This is a genomic window from Nemorincola caseinilytica (genome assembly GCF_039540515.1).
GTDB classification, from domain to species: domain Bacteria; phylum Bacteroidota; class Bacteroidia; order Chitinophagales; family Chitinophagaceae; genus Nemorincola; species Nemorincola caseinilytica.
In genome coordinates this window covers 80,307-96,234 of record NZ_BAABFA010000024.1, presented here as the reverse complement: position 1 = coordinate 96,234, position 15,928 = coordinate 80,307, and the positions used below count along the sequence as shown (strand labels likewise).

Sequence of the window (15,928 nt, the reverse complement as noted above, 5' to 3'; positions counted from 1 at the left end):
TCATTCATCGGGTCGGGTGAAGAAGGTAAAAACTGTGGTGCCGTAATTTTTTATGCGTGCAAAACGGGGATGGTTCTGGTAATCGTTGCGCGGGGTATGCTCCAGTACGAAGGTGCCGCCGGGCAGCAGCATCTGCAGGTCGAAGACCAGCTTTGGCAGGTCGTCTATGGTATCGAGGGCATAGGGCGGCCCTGCGAAAATAAGGTCGTACTTCTCAGTGTTCTGCTTCATGAACTTGAACACGTCGTTGCGAATAAGGTCCATCTTGTCTTTGATACCCAGCTCCTGTATGGTCTTTTTAATGAAATCGACCGTCACAGGATCGCGCTCTACGATGGTGAGATGGCCTGCCCCGCGCGATGCCAGCTCATAAGAGATACTACCTGTACCGCCGAAGAGGTCCAGCGTTTTTATACCTTCCAGGTCCATGCTGTTGTTCAGCATATTGAACAGTCCTTCCTTGGCCACCTCGGTGGTAGGCCTTGCAGGTATGCGCGCAGGTGGCGAGAACCGCCTGCCGCCGAATATACCACCTACGATACGCATTCTAAAAGTTGATTTGCCAATGTTATAGCAGGATCCCAGCGGGCATGTATGGTAAGGCCATTACCGGCTTTCACTACCTGGAAATATGCAGAAAGCTCGTTGATGACATCGTACTCTGCAGCCGAAAGGGCATTGCAGGTGATGGTGAGCTTTGCCGGGTCTATATAATTCTCCCTGCAATGGGCCCTTATAGCAAAGGCCACATCTTCGGCAGAGGTGTATTCGATGTATCTGTGCCACAGTAGCTGGCTGTAGTTGTGCAGGGTAACTGCCACCTGGCCATTGCCGAAGCAGAGCTGCAGATGCAGGCTTTGCGCGGGACGCTCGCCAAAGTGGTATGCAGGCAGCGGCAGTACCGCCGCTTTCTTGAAATTGATCTTTATAAGCTCTGCTATATTTAGGGGCACGGCCAGCATATAGGTGGCCTTATCGTTCTCCAGCGGGTGAGACCGTATCACATCGTTCTGCTCTATGAAGTGCAGGCGGTGCAGCCAGCGTATGGCCTCGGCCTCGTTGTATAGCTCGTCGGGCACTATAAGCTCGCGGTCGCTGGCTATGAATATCCCTTTTACCTTCTCCCTTACCAACAGCAGCGGCTCGTTGGCAAAAAGCTGCTCGAAGAAGCCGGTCTCCCATACGGGCTTATTGGCGTTGTATGCGTAATAATGTATGGTGAGCAGCTCTTTGGTGATGCTGAGACCTGCAATGTAAAGCTCGCGCCGGGTGAGTACGCATACCACCAGCGCCACGCGGGATAGTAACTGCTCATCTTCCCGAATGTTATATACCTGTTCGTTCTTATTCGTGTTCGCTGCCGCCATAGCTTGACCGCACAATGATAAGAAATTGTAGTGGTAAATGGCTGAATATCTTTTGCCTGCCCCCTGTACCGGGAAATGATGCGCGCCTTGCCGCTTTTTCTATTTCACGCATTATCAAAACTACCCTATTTTTACATCACAGAGGGGATGATACCCTATACGGCATCCATAGCAGCACGATGATAGAAATAAGGAATATCAAGAAAAGTTTCGGCGAAAAGGTAGTGATACACGATGTGTCGTCAAAGATGGAGTCGGGCAAGACGAACCTGATAATAGGCAGCAGCGGCAGCGGCAAAACGGTGCTGATGAAGATAATGATAGGCCTGATGGATGTAGACTCGGGATCGGTGCTGTATGAGGGGCAGGACATAACCAAAATGGACGAAAAACAACTGAAAGAGCTGCGTATGCAGATAGGTATGCTCTTCCAGGGCAGCGCCCTTTTCGACAGTAAGACGGTAGAGGCCAATGTAATGTTTCCGCTGGATATGTTCACGAAATTGCGCTACAAAGAAAAGCTGGCCCGTGTGAACGAGGTGCTGGAACGTGTGAACCTGAAGGATGCCAACAAAAAATTCCCGGCAGAGATAAGCGGTGGTATGAAAAAACGTGTGGCCCTGGCACGCGCCATAGTACAGAACCCCAAATACCTTTTCTGCGACGAGCCCAACTCGGGCCTGGACCCGCAGACCTCGCTGGTGATAGATAAGCTGATAAAGGAGATAACCACCGAATACAAGATAACCACGGTGATAAACACGCACGATATGAACACCGTGATGGAAAGCGGCGACCATATACTGTATATGTACCAGGGGCACAAGCAGTGGGAGGGATCGAACAAGGACATCATATTCAGCAAGGACGAAAAACTGAACTCGTTCATATTCGCATCGGACTTCCTGGCCAAGGCCAAGGAAGCCATGCAGGAAGCAAAAAACACACCTGCAAATAAATAATGCACTTTATCGCATCGGCTTTTTTTCTACTTTTAACCCTGACGATAAATAACGGATAATGCACTTCAAGATAAACCTTACACTCATAGCTGTTCTGGCAATAGTGCTGTTCTTCAACATACCATTCTATAAGAACTGGCTGGACACCAACATATTCAACCAATCTATCAGCTACTTTACGGTAAAGGACCAACTGAGCGTAGAGCAGCGCAAGGCAGCGCGCTATGGCTCTTCCTACGTCATATATAACGAATTCGTTAGTATGTATCCGAAACTGAAGCTGGATTCTCCCCTGTTGCTGCTGCCACCCGAGAAATTTCTGAAAGAAAGAGGTGTGAACGGGCTGAACGTAGTGGAGCCAACGGTATACTACTACCTCACCGGTAAAAAGGCAGTATGGTACGACAGCCCTGATGTGGAAAAGGCCAACTGCGCCCTGCTGCCCGATAATAACGGCAAGGTGATGATACAGAGAATACCCAACCAAGAGGAACTGCACAAACTACTGGATATATATAAAAAATATAAGCTAGACCTATGAACCTCACCGGACTCATATTCCTATTGTTCGCACACTATTTCACCGGTCGCGGCATCGTACGCCTGTTCAGGGTAGAGATGACGGCCGTGGCACTTTTCTGTTTTTCCCTCATCTGCGGTGTCACCGTACACTCTATGGTGCCCTGTATCATGGAACTGCTGCATGTGCCCATTACCGTGCCTAATATGTACGCATGGCTGGCCGGCTCGGCAGTATTGTTCTCCATACCACTGCTACTGAACATAAAGCAGACCAAAATGCCCCGGCTGGAGCTGCCACAACTGTATGAGCTGCCGTTCATCCTCATTTTCCTGGGCCTGGCAGCAGTGAGCGTATGGCGCTGCTGGTACTTCCCCCCTACCCCGCGCGATGTGCTTACGGGTACAGAGCTGATAGCAGAATTCACAGTAAAGGAGCATACCATGCGCAACTCGGTATTCTCGGTAGACTACAGGCTGAATGGCGCTGCCAACAACATGTTCAAATCGCCCTTCATCACCGGTCTGCAGGTGATATACAAGATGCTGGTGCTACCCTTCGGGCAGCTATGGCTCAGTGTGTTGTTCATAGCATTCACCACATGGCTGTATACGCTCATACGCAGCATTGTACACCCATTGCTGGCGGGTATACTGATGCTGATATACTTTGCCATACCCGACCTTTTTGCCTATACCTACATCATACTGTACGACTACAGTAATATGATATTCTTCTTCGCCGGTTTCTACTTTATGATGCGATACCTGGATAACGACCGTATGAACGAACTGCTGTGGGTAACCTTCCTTTTTGGCATGGCCACCTATATACGATCGGAAACGCTGGTGCTGGCCGCCGTGGTAGTGGTGCTGATGGCATGGTACCAGTACAGGGCCAAAATGCCGCTGAAAAAGATAGCCATAAGGGCCGCGGTGTTCATGGCAGGGCCTCTGCTGTTCAACTTCATACTCAGCAATGTGTTCATCAGGAACCTGGTACCTGCAGAGTTCAAGCTGGGAGACCTGCTGAACCATGATATGACCAATGTATCGGAGCTTTTTGCCAGGTACAAAGAACTGCTGATGGACCTTATGTTCTCATCGAAGGGAGAACAGGTGTTCGCACATTTCTACATTTTCTTCCTGGCGGTGCTGGGTATAGATATAGTGGCGACACGCAAATTCAGTAAAGATGGCGGGCTGGCCCTTTGGGGTGTGCTGGTAGTGTTCCTGACGCTGGGCCTGCTGTGTTTCCTTATACCCAGCCATACGGTCATCAACTCTGCCAAGCGCGGCCTTTTCAAGCTCATTCCCCTGATGGTGCTGTATATGGCGCATAGCGGCATTCTGCAGAAATTATCGGCCTACCTGAGGAGAAAAGAAGAAGCAGCTACCCAAAAAGGTACAGTGGCCGCCGCACCTGCAGAAAGGGCCACACCTGCACCAAAGCAGGTAAAAGGGAAAAAATAACCGGGCAGTGCGCTACCAAAGATAAAGGGCAGATCTTCAGATCTGCCCTTACTTTATGTCTTATACCAAAAAGAAATTATTTGAGGGTACACTTGGCAAAACTGCCGAACGTATCTAAATAGCCCGTCTGGGCGCTGGTGCAGAACGATGTAGCTGAATTCTTATCCATATTATCGGCCTTAAGCGTCACGGTATCGAAGAAGGTCTTTTTGACAGTATCGATATAATAGAACTGGGTAACGAAGCAGGTACATTTCCAATTCTTATACGGATTATCATCGCCCTTGTTGCATGATGCAAGGTACAGTATGCCCGACAACAGTATGGCCGTAATGGCGAACGATCTTTTCATATTCAGATACACGGTTAGTGGTGTAAATGTAGTATTTATTTCAAATAATAAAAAGGGTGTAGCATAACAAAATGCTACATAACAGGCGGTTGCCAGCTAGCAGGGTCTTTGCGCCACATGGCCAGCACCTCTTTATCTTCGGGGCGCACCAGTTGCTGCTCTTCGGCCACTTCCATCAGTGCGGTATAGTTGCTGATGGTGTAAAGTGGCAGCCCTGCCTGTGCAAAAGCATCGTCGGCCACGGGAAAGCCATAGGTGAACAGGCCACACATGCCTACCACATCGGCGCCATGTGCCCTGAGGGCATCTACCACCTGCAAGCTGCTCTTGCCGGTAGATATGAGGTCCTCTACCACTACTACCTTCTTGCCCGGGGCCAGCTCACCCTCTATCTGGTTGCCCATGCCATGCTCCTTGGGCTTGGCGCGTACATATACGAAAGGTAGTTTCAGCAGGTCGGCGGCCATAACGCCATGCGCTATACCTGCAGTGGCCACACCGGCTATCACATCAGCATCGGGAAATTTGTCGAGTATCATGTTGGCCAGCTCGCTCTTCACGAAGTCGCGCACATATGGGTGAGACAGCACCTTGCGGTTGTCGCAATAAACGGGCGAACGCCAGCCGGAGGCCCATGTGTATGGTTTTTGCAGGTTGACCTGTAATGCCTTAATTTGCAATAATTTTTCAGCGAATTGTTTTGGTGTGCTCATACGGTGCAAACCTACACCAGATCGGCAAGCCTTCAAAAAAACAGCACAATGATCTTTTTCCGGAAGATATATTATAATGACAAACCGCTTGTGCTCACCACCGACCATGAAGCATACCTGGAGGCCTACCCGGTAGCCGAGATGTACCAGTATTTCAGTGGGGCCACACCGCGCAGCTTTTTGCAGGCGCTACAGGTGATGGACCGCCCCGGAAGTCCGGGGGCCATAATAGAGGATATATCGGAGACCGCGCTCATAGACCAGCTACAGGCCATGTACCAGCCCATACAGGCAGGCGGTGGGCTGGTGTTCAACGAACAGGGAGCACTGCTGATGATATTCAGGCGCGGCAAATGGGACCTGCCCAAAGGCAAGCTGGACGATGGCGAGGACATAGCCGAGTGCGCCCTGCGAGAGGTGAGCGAAGAGACCGGCCTGCACCGGCTGACCCTGCGCGCCCACCTGTGCGACAGCTACCACATATATAGCCAGGATGGTGACCAATACCTGAAACAAACAGTATGGTATACCATGAGCGGCTCATCGGAAGAAAAGCTGCGGCCACAGAAGGAAGAGAACATACTGGAGGCTCGCTGGGTGGCCGAAAAGGAAATGAGCCTTTTTGCCGGGCGCGCGTACGAGGCTATAAGAGAAGTGTTAAAAACGGCCGGGTGCAAGTGGTAAGCTGCGCTATATTACTTACTTTGCCTGCTCAACATACCTAATGCACGCAAGGGTACTGATATCCATATTGTTGAGCACACTGCTGTGCAACGCCTGCCTGGCGCAACTGATACATGGCGAGGTGCTGGAAATGGAAAGCAAAAAGCCCCTGCCCGGCGTGTCTATAAACAATATACATAACGACATACACACCAGCGCGGGCATAGATGGCACCTTTGTGATAGCGGGTGCATCGGGCGAGCTGCTGGAATTTCGTATACCCGGCTATAAGGTGACGCGTGTGCGCATACCGCATGGGTATGTACCTACTTTCTTCCGAATAATAATGGAGCGCCCTGCAACACCTGTAATGGACGACCATATGCTGGCCGGCACCGGCGACTACCGCAGAGACAGCATACGATCGCGGGAGCTGTATGGCCATGTGCTGGCGTTTCCGCGCATGTCTGCGATAGAGAAGATAAAGTCACCTTTCTCTGCCCTGAGCGCCCGCAACAAGGCGATGTGGGAGTTCCAGGACATGTATGCGGAAAAAGAGCGGGAAAAGTATGTGGACCACAGGTTCTCCCCGGAGATGGTGAGCCGCGTGACGGGGCTGAAGAACGATAGCCTGGCGAAATTCATGATACGCTTCAGGCCCACATATGAGCAGGTGAGCAGCATGAACGAGTATACGTTCTTTACCTATATCAAGAACAGCGCTTACCGCTTCCGCAGCAGAGACAGGGCGATAAGCCCCAGGTAACGGAATGCCGGACATTCCCTACGGTACCTCATTTATTCTTCCACACTCACCATCAGCTCGTAGAGCCTGTAGCAGTCTTCGTAAGTGTTGTATAATGGCACCGGGGCTATGCGTATCACATTGGGTTCACGCCAGTCGGCCACTACACCGTTCTCGGTAAGGGTATCGAACACCTGGCGGCCATTGGCACCGAAGAGCAGCGATAGCTGGCAGCCGCGCCTCTCGGGGTCGGTGGGCGTGATGACCTCGAAATCGAGGTGGGCCACCTGGCGCAGCAGGTACTCCATATAGCCTGTAAGGTGTACACTCTTGCGGCGCAGCGCGTCCATACCTGCCTTATCGAAGATATCGAGCGCGGCATTATGGGCCACCATATTGAAGACGGGCGCATTGCTCATTTGCCATCCGGCCGCGCCGGGCTGGGGGTGAAAGCCCTTCTGCATCTTGAAGCGGTTCTCCTCGCCATTGCCCCACCAGCCTGCCAGGCGGAACATAGCAGGATCGTTGCCATGGCGCTGGTGAACAAAGGCACCGCCTACCCCACCGGGCCCGGAATTGAGGTATTTGTAAGAGCACCAGCAGGCAAAATCCACATCCCAATCGTGGAGGCTAAGGGAGACATTGCCTACGGCATGTGCCAGATCGAAACCGCAATAAGCGCCTACGGCATGTGCAGCGGCCGTGATACCTGCCAGGTCGAAGAACTGGCCGGTGTAATAGTTGACACCGCCTATCATAACGAGGGCAAGTGTTTCGCCGGAATCGGCTATACCCTTTAGTATATCCTCATGCTCTATGAGGTGAGCGCCCTCGCGCGGGGCTATCTCTACGATAGCATCGGCGGGGTCGTAGCCATACATGCGCACCTGGGTCTCTATAGCATACTGATCGGAGGGGAAGGCGCCGGCCTCCATGAGTATCTTGTACCTACCCGGTGTGGGCCTGTAGAACGATAGCATGAGCAGGTGCAGGTTCACCGTAAGGGCATTCATGGCCACTACTTCATCCTTCTGCGCGCCCACTAGCTTTGCAAGGCGCTCGGTAAAAAAGTGGTGGTAAGAGAACCATGGATAACCTGCACGGAAGTGCCCTTCTACCCCATAGCGGGCCCAGTCGCGCAACTCGCGGGTCATGAGGTATTCTACACTTTTGGGCTGCAGGCCCAGTGAGTTGCCGCAGAAATAACGAACATCCTCATCATTATGCTGTGGGAAGAGGAACCGCTCCCGGAAGGGGAAAAGCGTGTCTACCTGGTCTTGCGACCGTGCATAGTCGAGCGTGGCTTCGTATACTGCAGGCATGTGTATGTGCTATTTGGCTGCAAAAGTAGTGTGCCGTAGTGAGAAACGGTGTGCGAATGGTTGTTTTTCGTTAGTAGAAAGACGAAAGTAGAAAGTCATTAGTATGTGAGTGAACTCTAGAACACCTCCATTCATACTCCCCCAGTTTACAATTACCGATATTTTAACCGCATTCACCTACTAGGGGTTGGGCGGTGCGGTATGTGTGGCGTACTTTTGACATCAAATTCTAAAACACATGAACAAAGGTTTAATTATTTTCGGTGTTATCGTTGCCATACTGCTGATGGGCGGTTGCAGCAGCTACAATGGTATGAACACTGCCCAGAAAGAGGCCCAGCAGAAATGGGCCGATGTACAGAGCAGCTACCAGCGCCGTGCCGACCTGATACCCAACCTGGTGGCTACAGTGAAGGGTGTGGCCAACTTTGAGCAGACCACACTGACGCAGGTGATACAGGCAAGGGCCAGCGCTACGGCCATAAAGATAGACCCGAAGGATATGACGCCTGAGAAGCTGCAGCAGTTCCAGCAGTCGCAGGGGCAACTGAGCCAGGCGCTGGGCAGGCTGATGGTGGTATCGGAGCAGTACCCCGAGCTAAAGGCCAACGAGAGCTTCCGCGACCTGCAGAGCCAGTTGGAGGGTACCGAGAACCGCATAAAAGTATCGCGCGATGCCTTTAACGAGGCCGTAAAGGAGTATAACGTGAAGATCACCAACTTTCCCGGTGTGATGATGGCAGGTATGTTCCACTTCAAGGAAATGACCATGTACCAGGCCGAGGCAGGCAGCGAAAAAGCGCCTGAAGTGAAATTCTAAGATAGGATATACTGTTGCCGGGGCCGTATGATACGGCCCCGGTGAACTTTCACCAATAGCCATTCACCATTAAAACCGTAAAAAGATGTTCTCACTATCGCCACGCAAGGACTTCCTGGATGAGGGGTCGCAAAAAAAGGTGGTGGCCTGCATAGCCAATGCTGAAAGCAGGACCACGGGAGAGATAAGGGTATTCATGGAGCCGCAGTGTACCTATGTGGACGCCATGGACCGTGCGAAGGAGCTCTTTGTGCAGATGGGCATGGAAAAGACGGTGATGCGCAATGCAGTGATAGTGTATGTGGCGTACGACGACAGGCAGTTCGCCCTGTTCGGCGACAAGGCCATATATGAGCTGGCCGGCGGACCCGAATTCTGGCAAAAGGCGGCGGCCACACTGAGCGGGCATATGCGCAATGGCGAGTATACGCTGGGGCTGTGCAACTGCATAGACGAACTGGGCAATGCCCTGGCCACGCATTTCCCGGCCGACCCGAACATTACGAAAAACGAATTGCCTGACGAAATAGTATTTGGAAAATGATGCACAGGACAACATATGGCAGGCTGCTAAGGACATGGGCGCTGGCACTGCTGGTGATGCTGGCAGGCACAGGTGCCTGGGCAAAGGAAAGCCTCTTTCCACCGAGGCCTACGCCACCACGCCTGGTGAACGACCTGGCGGGTATACTGGACCCGGCCCAGGAAGAAAGGCTGGAGCATAAGCTGGAGGGCTTTGACAGAACGACATCGACCCAGATAACGGTGCTGACGGTACCTACCCTGAACGACTATGATGTGTCGGACTATGCAGTGAAGGTGTTCAACGCCTGGGGCATAGGGCAGAAAGGCAAGAACAATGGCGTGCTGCTGCTGGTGGCGCCCAACGACCGCAAGGCATGGATAACCACAGGCAAGGGGCTGGAAGGCGTACTGACAGATGCAAAGACATCGCGCATTTTCCGCAATGAGCTAAGGCCGGCCTTTAAAGAAAAGGACTACTATACCGGGCTGGACAATGCTACGGATGCCATAATAGCCGTGACCCGCGACGAGTACAAGAGCGATGGCATAAGGGGTGAGGGGAAACGCTTCCCTACCGGGGCCATAATAGTGATAATAGTGGTGGTGATAGCGAGCATCATTAAAAAAGGCGGCGGTGGCGGCGGCCGCAGGCAATACCGCAGAACAGGTATAGACGACCTGGCCACCGGCTGGATACTGGGCAATATGCTGGGTGGCGGTGGCCGCAGCAGTGGCTGGGGCGGCGGTGGCTTTGGTGGTGGAGGAGGTGGTTTTGGTGGCTTTGGTGGCGGCAGCAGCGGAGGCGGCGGTGCCGGCGGCAGCTGGTAAGAGGACACCTTCGGGATTTTGGCCTTTGATAAAGAAATCTTAATACAGCTAATGCACCGTTATAAGTACGAAAGAAATGCGTATCTTGTGAACCCTTTCACAGGCTGCGCCTGAGCTAAAAAATGGTGCAGAGAACTTTTAAATACAACTCACACGGTCATGAATTTATTCGTAAGCAATCTGCACCCTGACACACGAGCCGATAACCTGAGGACCCTGTTCGCAACATTTGGCGAGGTGACCTCTTCAAAAGTGATATTCGACAATGCTACAGGCGCATCGCGCTGCTTTGGCTTTGTGGAGATGGCCGATAAGGGCCATAGCTATGATGCCATAGACAACCTGGACATGAGCTACTTTGAAGGCAACATCATAAATGTAAAAGAGGCCAAGCAGAGCAATACCGGCACCGGCGGCGGCGGCAACAGCAGGCCGGGTGGCTACAATAACAACAGGCAAGGCGGTGGCGGCGGCTACAACAAAAGGCCGGGTGGCTATAACAACGACCGCCAGGGCGGTGGTGGCTACAACAGGCAAGGCGGCGGCGGTTATAACAACAACAGGCCGTACAACAACGACAGGCCATATAATAACGACAGGCAGTACAATAATGACCGTCCATCGTACAATAACGACAGGTCTTACAATAATGACAGGTCTTATAACAACGACAGGCCATCGTACAATAACGACAGGCCGCGCTATGGCAATGCCGACAGCAATATAAGCAATACGAACAGCGACGATTTCAACAAGCTGTAAGTAAGGCCATACCGAATATACTGATCATGTAGCGTTCAGCTTATCCCTAACCCTCATTGGAGGAGTGAGGCGATGCGCTGAGCGCTATTTGCATTAAGCCCCTCCCGGCCTCCCCCGCGGGGAGGTGGGAAGGAGTTAACATGTTTTGAGGTCTCTTGTAATAGATGGCTGTTCGACCATCGGTAAAAAGTACATTTTAGTATAGAAAGCAGCGGATCACCATTTACGGAAGATAACATATACAGCTATCACAATGAGTGCGAATCCTACTATGTGGTTCCACTCGAAGCGTTGTTTGAAGACAACGGCAGAGAATATCATGAATATGATGAGGGTGATGGCCTCTTGTATGGTCTTCAGCTCTACCAGGCTGAACGGCCCACCCTGCCCTTTGAAGCCGATGCGGTTGGCAGGTACCTGGAAAACATATTCGAAGAAAGCCATGCCCCAGCTCATGAGTATGACCGTGAAAAGGCCTGGGTTGCGGAACCATTCTATATCCTTCAGCTTCAGGTGGCCATACCAGGCGAACGTCATGAATATATTGGATATGACCAGTAGAACGATGGTGGTAACTGCCTTCATGGGCATAAAGTTACCCTTTGGGGGCGAGGTTTCATAAGTGCCCTATTTTAATGGGCAAACAACTACCTTTGCACAGTTTTTCCCAAAATATAACAGATGCCAGAAATAAGACCTTTTTTGAGACTGAGCGGACTGGAACCCCTTGTAGTGCGCCCGGAGACCAACTTTGTGAATGTAGGCGAACGAACGAATGTGACAGGATCGAAGAAATTCGCGAGGCTGATACGCGAGGGAAAGTATGAGGAGGCACTGTCTGTAGCACGCCAGCAGGTAGAGAACGGCGCACAGATACTTGACATAAACATGGACGATGCGCTGCTGGACGGCGTGCAGGCAATGGTGACCTATGTGAACCTGCTGCAAGCCGAACCTGATATAGCCCGCATACCTATAATGCTGGACTCGTCGAAATTCGCTATAATAGAGGCAGGGCTGAAGTGTATACAGGGCAAATGCATAGTGAACTCGATATCGCTGAAGGAAGGGGAAGAGAAATTCGTGGAGCAGGCCGAGGCATGCCTGAACTATGGGGCATCGGTGATAGTGATGGCCTTTGACGAGCATGGCCAGGCCGATACCCTGCAACGCAGGGTGGACATATGTGAACGTGCATATGGCATACTGGTGAACAAGGTGGGCTTCAGGCCGCAGGACATCATCTTCGACCTGAACATTTTTGCGATAGCTACCGGTATAGAAGAGCATAACAACTACGGCGTGGACTTCATAGAGGCTACGCGTATAGTAAAACAAAAAATGCCACTGACGCGCGTAAGCGGTGGTGTGAGCAATATATCGTTCTCGTTCCGCGGGAACGATGTGGTGCGTGAGGCCATGCATAGCGTATTCCTGTACTACGCCATAAAAGCGGGTATGGATATGGGTATAGTGAACGCCGGCGCGCTGGTGGTATATGACGAGATAGAGCCAGCGCTGCGCGAACTGTGCGAGGATGTGATACTGAACCGCAACCCCGAAGCCACAGAAAAACTGATAACATTTGCAGAGACGGTAAAGGCCAAAGGCAAGGAAGAGAAGAAGGATGATGTGTGGCGCGCCACTACGGTAGAAGAACGCCTGAAACATGCGCTGGTGAACGGTATAACCGACCATATAGACAATGATACGGAAGAGGCGCGGCAGAAATACCCACGTCCGCTGGATGTGATAGAAGGCCCGCTGATGGACGGCATGAACGTAGTAGGCGACCTCTTTGGCAGTGGCAAGATGTTCTTGCCGCAGGTGGTAAAGAGTGCCCGCGTGATGAAGAAGAGCGTAGCCTACCTTTTCCCATTCATAGAGGCAGAGAAAGAAGAAAAACGCCTTGCACACCTTGCGGCAGGCACTACGGCCGAAGAGGCCGCAGGCGCGGCCAGGATACTGATGGCCACCGTGAAGGGCGATGTGCATGATATAGGCAAGAACATAGTAGGCGTAGTGCTGGGCTGTAATGGCTACGAAGTGCTGGACCTGGGTGTGATGGTGCCCGCCGACAAGATACTGGACACGGCACAGCGCGAGAAAGTGGATATAATAGGCCTGAGCGGACTGATAACCCCATCGCTCGACGAGATGGTGCATGTGGCCAAGGAGATGAAACGCCGCGGCATGAAACAGCCGCTGATGATAGGCGGTGCCACTACCAGCCGTATGCATACGGCAGTGAAGATCGCTCCGCAATATAGCGAGGGCGTGGTGCATGTGCTGGATGCCAGCCGCAGCGTGACGGTGGCAGGCAGCCTGCTGAACAAAGACCAGAAAGGGACCTTCCTGCAAGGGCTGGATACCGAGTACGGCAAACTGCGCGAGGACTTTGAGAACAAGAAGACGGTGAAGCAGTACCTGTCGTTCGCCGATGCGCAGGCCAACCCCGTGAAGATAGACTGGAGCAACTATACCCCACCCAGACCCAAGAAGATGGGTGTAACGGTATTTGAAGCCTATGACCTGGCAGAGATACGCCAGTATATAGACTGGGGGCCATTCTTTATATCGTGGGAGATGAGGGGCAAATTCCCCGACATACTGAGCGACGCCAATGTAGGCGCAGAGGCCACCAAACTATACAATGATGCCAATGCCCTGCTGGACAAGATAGTGACCGAAAAGTGGCTGACAGCTCGCGGTGTGGTGGGCTTCTGGGAGGCGCATAAGAAGAGCGCCGATACGATATCGGTACGCGACGAGGCGGGCAATAAACTGGCAACACTGGAAATGCTGCGCCAGCAGATAAAGAAGGCTGCAGGACAACCCAACTATTCGCTGGCAGACTTTATAAAGCCCTGCGCGCACACGCAAGATGGCAAACATGAGGCGGACTTCATAGGCGCATTCGCGGTGAGCATACATGGCATAGAGCCACACTTGAAACGCTTTATGGCCGACCACGACGACTATAACAAGATAATGCTGCAGGCACTGGCCGACCGACTGGCAGAGGCGTTTGCAGAGGTACTGCACAAGCGTACACGCACCGAATGGTGGGGCTATGTGCCGGATGAGCAGATAAGCACCGAGGACCTGGTAAAAGAGAAATACCAGGGCATACGCCCGGCACCGGGCTACCCTGCCTGCCCGGACCATACCGAGAAACACAAACTCTTTGCCCTGCTGAACGCACATGAGACGGCAGGTATAGAACTAACAGAATCGCTGGCCATGTACCCTGCGGCATCGGTATGCGGCTGGTACTTCAGCCACCCGGAAAGCACCTACTTCGGTATCAACAAGATAACCGACGATCAGCTACAGGACTATGCCCGCCGCAAGAATATGAGCATAGACGAACTGAGCCGCTGGCTATCGCCCGTGCTGGAATAATAGATAGATAACAGAACGAAGTGGAAGAAAGAACAGCTACGAACACCGTGAATGAGCAAGCCGTGCAGCCAAAAGCCACGGCCATGCAGACAGTTGCCAATTTGATATCGGTGATATTTCACCCGGTGTTCATGCCGCTGGCTATGGCGCTGGTGATATACAAGCTGGCACCTGCGGGCTTTGCAGGTATGCAGCCAAAACAGGTGGTACTGCTATTTGCCAGTATAGGCATATCTACCCTGTTCTTCCCGCTGTTCGCCATAGGGCTTATGAAGCCGTTGGGCTTCATAGGCAGCTTCAGGATGCCTGCAGCGCGCGACCGCATCATACCCCTGCTGGCCACCATGATCTTCTACTTCTGGATAAGCCATGTATTCAACAACCTGCCTGCGATGCCGCTGGCGCTGCGTGTGCTGCTACGGGGCAATTTCTGGGGTATCATACTTGTTTTTCTTGCCAATATCTTCACGAAGGTGAGCATGCATACTGCGGCAGCCGGTGGCATGATAGGCATACTGATAGTGCTGCTGATGACCAGTCCTGCCAACATGATATTGCCGCTGTTCGTAGGCCTTATAGTAGCGGGCATCATAGGGTCGGCAAGACTGGCACTGGGCGCCCACCAGCGGGGCGATGTATGGCTGGGCTACATAATAGGCATAATAGCACAACTGGGCGCCTACGTTTATGTGAGCAGTTAGTATTTATTGCCTGTCTTTGCTTACTTTTCCATTGAACTGATATATATCTGCATCATGAAAGCCATGATATTTGCCGCAGGCCTGGGTACAAGGCTGAAGCCATTCACAGACCATGCACCGAAGGCGCTGGCCGAGGTGAACGGCAGATCGCTGCTGGAGCATAATGTGCGCTACCTGCAGCGTGTGGGTATATACGAGGTCGTCATCAATGTGCATCACTTTGCCGACCAGATAGAGGAAGCTATAGCCGATAATGATGCCTATGGCAGCGAAATAGCCATATCGGACGAGACGGATATGCTGCTGGAAACAGGAGGCGGATTGAAGAAGGCAGCACACTACTTTGCCGGTGAGACCGACCTGGTGGTGATGAATGTAGATATACTGACCAACCTGGACCTGGGCAAGATGATAGATGCCCACAAGGCCAGCGATGTCATGGCCACACTGGCTGTGATGCAGCGCGAATCGTCGCGGCAACTGCTATTCGACGGAGGTATGCAGCTATGCGGGTGGCAGAACAATGCCAATGGACAACAGAAAATAGCCAGAGACATAGCGGGCACTACACCCTACTCCTTCAGCGGTATACAGGTGGTATCGGGCCAGTTGCTGGAGGATATGCCCTTCGAGGGGAAATTCTCTATGATAGATGTGTATCTGTACCATGCCGCAAAGAACACGGTAAAAGGTTATGACCACACAGGCAACCTCTTTATAGATGTGGGCAAGCCGGGTAGTGTGGAGCAGGCAGAATATCTTTTTTCCTAG

Annotated in this window: 18 protein-coding genes; 12 read left to right on the top strand and 6 right to left on the bottom strand. The window is 52.2% G+C overall.

Annotation, left to right across the window (positions count from 1 at the left end):
• Entirely contained in the window at positions 1–546 is a 546-nt protein-coding gene (locus tag ABD843_RS15150) for an RsmD family RNA methyltransferase (RefSeq protein ID WP_345084988.1), read from the bottom strand.
• Positions 534–1,367, bottom strand: coding sequence for a DUF3822 family protein (locus ABD843_RS15145; protein WP_345084985.1), 834 nt, complete (start codon positions 1,365–1,367; stop codon positions 534–536). Before ABD843_RS15145 ends, ABD843_RS15150 begins: the two co-directional genes overlap by 13 nt.
• Positions 1,368–1,546: 179 nt before the next feature.
• Between ABD843_RS15145 and ABD843_RS15140 the strand changes: the two genes are divergently transcribed.
• Genes ABD843_RS15140 through ABD843_RS15130 form a run of 3 tightly spaced genes read left to right on the top strand, consistent with a single transcriptional unit; the run spans position 1,547 to position 4,321 of the window.
• On the top strand, positions 1,547–2,329 hold the full coding sequence (locus ABD843_RS15140; protein ID WP_345084982.1) for an ABC transporter ATP-binding protein: 783 nt from the start codon (positions 1,547–1,549) through the stop codon (positions 2,327–2,329).
• Positions 2,330–2,387: 58 nt separating this feature from the next.
• The gene (locus tag ABD843_RS15135; RefSeq protein ID WP_345084979.1) at positions 2,388–2,870 is read left to right on the top strand and encodes a hypothetical protein; all 483 of its coding nucleotides are present in this window, start codon (positions 2,388–2,390) and stop codon (positions 2,868–2,870) included.
• Positions 2,867–4,321 (top strand): hypothetical protein, encoded by a 1,455-nt coding sequence (locus ABD843_RS15130; protein ID WP_345084976.1) that lies wholly within the window; start codon positions 2,867–2,869, stop codon positions 4,319–4,321. The genes ABD843_RS15135 and ABD843_RS15130 overlap by 4 nt, the downstream gene beginning before the upstream one ends.
• A gap of 76 nt (positions 4,322–4,397) precedes the next feature.
• Here the strand turns inward: ABD843_RS15130 and ABD843_RS15125 are convergent, their stop codons facing one another.
• Positions 4,398–4,673 carry a hypothetical protein gene (locus tag ABD843_RS15125; protein WP_345084973.1) on the bottom strand — a complete coding sequence of 92 codons (276 nt, stop codon included), beginning with the start codon at positions 4,671–4,673 and terminating at the stop codon, positions 4,398–4,400.
• A gap of 74 nt (positions 4,674–4,747) precedes the next feature.
• Positions 4,748–5,353 carry an orotate phosphoribosyltransferase gene (gene pyrE / locus ABD843_RS15120; protein ID WP_345084970.1) on the bottom strand — a complete coding sequence of 202 codons (606 nt, stop codon included), beginning with the start codon at positions 5,351–5,353 and terminating at the stop codon, positions 4,748–4,750.
• Between the two features lie 81 nt (positions 5,354–5,434).
• On the opposite strand from pyrE, the gene ABD843_RS15115 reads away from it, so the two are divergent.
• Entirely contained in the window at positions 5,435–6,070 is a 636-nt protein-coding gene (locus ABD843_RS15115) for an NUDIX hydrolase (protein ID WP_345084968.1), read from the top strand.
• Positions 6,071–6,110: 40 nt separating this feature from the next.
• Positions 6,111–6,815, top strand: coding sequence for a peptidase associated/transthyretin-like domain-containing protein (locus ABD843_RS15110; protein WP_345084965.1), 705 nt, complete (start codon positions 6,111–6,113; stop codon positions 6,813–6,815).
• Between the two features lie 32 nt (positions 6,816–6,847).
• Here the strand turns inward: ABD843_RS15110 and kynU are convergent, their stop codons facing one another.
• Positions 6,848–8,116, bottom strand: coding sequence for a kynureninase (gene kynU / locus ABD843_RS15105; protein WP_345084962.1), 1,269 nt, complete (start codon positions 8,114–8,116; stop codon positions 6,848–6,850).
• A 238-nt stretch (positions 8,117–8,354) separates the two neighbouring features.
• Between kynU and ABD843_RS15100 the strand changes: the two genes are divergently transcribed.
• The 4 genes from ABD843_RS15100 (at position 8,355) to ABD843_RS15085 (ending at position 11,051) form a co-directional block, all read left to right on the top strand.
• The gene (locus ABD843_RS15100; protein WP_345084959.1) at positions 8,355–8,936 is read left to right on the top strand and encodes a LemA family protein; all 582 of its coding nucleotides are present in this window, start codon (positions 8,355–8,357) and stop codon (positions 8,934–8,936) included.
• Between the two features lie 85 nt (positions 8,937–9,021).
• Entirely contained in the window at positions 9,022–9,480 is a 459-nt protein-coding gene (locus ABD843_RS15095) for a TPM domain-containing protein (protein ID WP_345084956.1), read from the top strand.
• Positions 9,477–10,289, top strand: a complete 813-nt coding sequence (locus ABD843_RS15090) for a TPM domain-containing protein (RefSeq protein WP_345084953.1) — start codon at positions 9,477–9,479, stop codon at positions 10,287–10,289. The genes ABD843_RS15095 and ABD843_RS15090 overlap by 4 nt, the downstream gene beginning before the upstream one ends.
• Before the next feature lie 159 nt (positions 10,290–10,448).
• Positions 10,449–11,051: an RNA recognition motif domain-containing protein gene (locus ABD843_RS15085; RefSeq protein WP_345084950.1), complete on the top strand. Its 603-nt coding sequence runs from the start codon at positions 10,449–10,451 to the stop codon at positions 11,049–11,051.
• A gap of 216 nt (positions 11,052–11,267) precedes the next feature.
• On the opposite strand, the gene ABD843_RS15080 is transcribed toward ABD843_RS15085, so the two are convergent.
• Positions 11,268–11,642, bottom strand: a complete 375-nt coding sequence (locus ABD843_RS15080) for a DMT family protein (RefSeq protein WP_345084947.1) — start codon at positions 11,640–11,642, stop codon at positions 11,268–11,270.
• A 90-nt stretch (positions 11,643–11,732) separates the two neighbouring features.
• On the opposite strand from ABD843_RS15080, the gene metH reads away from it, so the two are divergent.
• The 3 genes from metH to ABD843_RS15065 are packed head-to-tail and all read left to right on the top strand — an operon-like array spanning position 11,733 to position 15,928.
• A complete protein-coding gene (metH, locus tag ABD843_RS15075) occupies positions 11,733–14,456 on the top strand; it encodes a methionine synthase (RefSeq protein ID WP_345084944.1) in 2,724 nt (907 codons plus the stop codon).
• A 20-nt stretch (positions 14,457–14,476) separates the two neighbouring features.
• A complete protein-coding gene (locus ABD843_RS15070; protein WP_345084941.1) occupies positions 14,477–15,157 on the top strand; it encodes a hypothetical protein in 681 nt (226 codons plus the stop codon).
• A gap of 54 nt (positions 15,158–15,211) precedes the next feature.
• Positions 15,212–15,928, top strand: a complete 717-nt coding sequence (locus tag ABD843_RS15065) for a nucleotidyltransferase family protein (RefSeq protein WP_345084938.1) — start codon at positions 15,212–15,214, stop codon at positions 15,926–15,928.

Excerpts from the sequence above, each read along its gene's own strand:
- ABD843_RS15145 (WP_345084985.1), bottom strand. The coding sequence starts at position 1,367 with ATGGCGGCAGCGAACACGAATAAGAACGAACAGGTATATAACATTCGG.
- ABD843_RS15140 (WP_345084982.1), top strand. The coding sequence starts at position 1,547 with ATGATAGAAATAAGGAATATCAAGAAAAGTTTCGGCGAAAAGGTAGTG.
- ABD843_RS15090 (WP_345084953.1), top strand. The coding sequence starts at position 9,477 with ATGATGCACAGGACAACATATGGCAGGCTGCTAAGGACATGGGCGCTG.
- kynU (WP_345084962.1), bottom strand. The coding sequence starts at position 8,116 with ATGCCTGCAGTATACGAAGCCACGCTCGACTATGCACGGTCGCAAGAC.
- ABD843_RS15095 (WP_345084956.1), top strand. The coding sequence starts at position 9,022 with ATGTTCTCACTATCGCCACGCAAGGACTTCCTGGATGAGGGGTCGCAA.
- ABD843_RS15125 (WP_345084973.1), bottom strand. The coding sequence starts at position 4,673 with ATGAAAAGATCGTTCGCCATTACGGCCATACTGTTGTCGGGCATACTG.
- ABD843_RS15150 (WP_345084988.1), bottom strand. The coding sequence starts at position 546 with ATGCGTATCGTAGGTGGTATATTCGGCGGCAGGCGGTTCTCGCCACCT.
- metH (WP_345084944.1), top strand. The coding sequence starts at position 11,733 with ATGCCAGAAATAAGACCTTTTTTGAGACTGAGCGGACTGGAACCCCTT.
- ABD843_RS15110 (WP_345084965.1), top strand. The coding sequence starts at position 6,111 with ATGCACGCAAGGGTACTGATATCCATATTGTTGAGCACACTGCTGTGC.
- ABD843_RS15130 (WP_345084976.1), top strand. The coding sequence starts at position 2,867 with ATGAACCTCACCGGACTCATATTCCTATTGTTCGCACACTATTTCACC.
- ABD843_RS15100 (WP_345084959.1), top strand. The coding sequence starts at position 8,355 with ATGAACAAAGGTTTAATTATTTTCGGTGTTATCGTTGCCATACTGCTG.
- ABD843_RS15115 (WP_345084968.1), top strand. The coding sequence starts at position 5,435 with ATGATCTTTTTCCGGAAGATATATTATAATGACAAACCGCTTGTGCTC.
- ABD843_RS15080 (WP_345084947.1), bottom strand. The coding sequence starts at position 11,642 with ATGCCCATGAAGGCAGTTACCACCATCGTTCTACTGGTCATATCCAAT.
- ABD843_RS15135 (WP_345084979.1), top strand. The coding sequence starts at position 2,388 with ATGCACTTCAAGATAAACCTTACACTCATAGCTGTTCTGGCAATAGTG.
- ABD843_RS15065 (WP_345084938.1), top strand. The coding sequence starts at position 15,212 with ATGAAAGCCATGATATTTGCCGCAGGCCTGGGTACAAGGCTGAAGCCA.
- ABD843_RS15085 (WP_345084950.1), top strand. The coding sequence starts at position 10,449 with ATGAATTTATTCGTAAGCAATCTGCACCCTGACACACGAGCCGATAAC.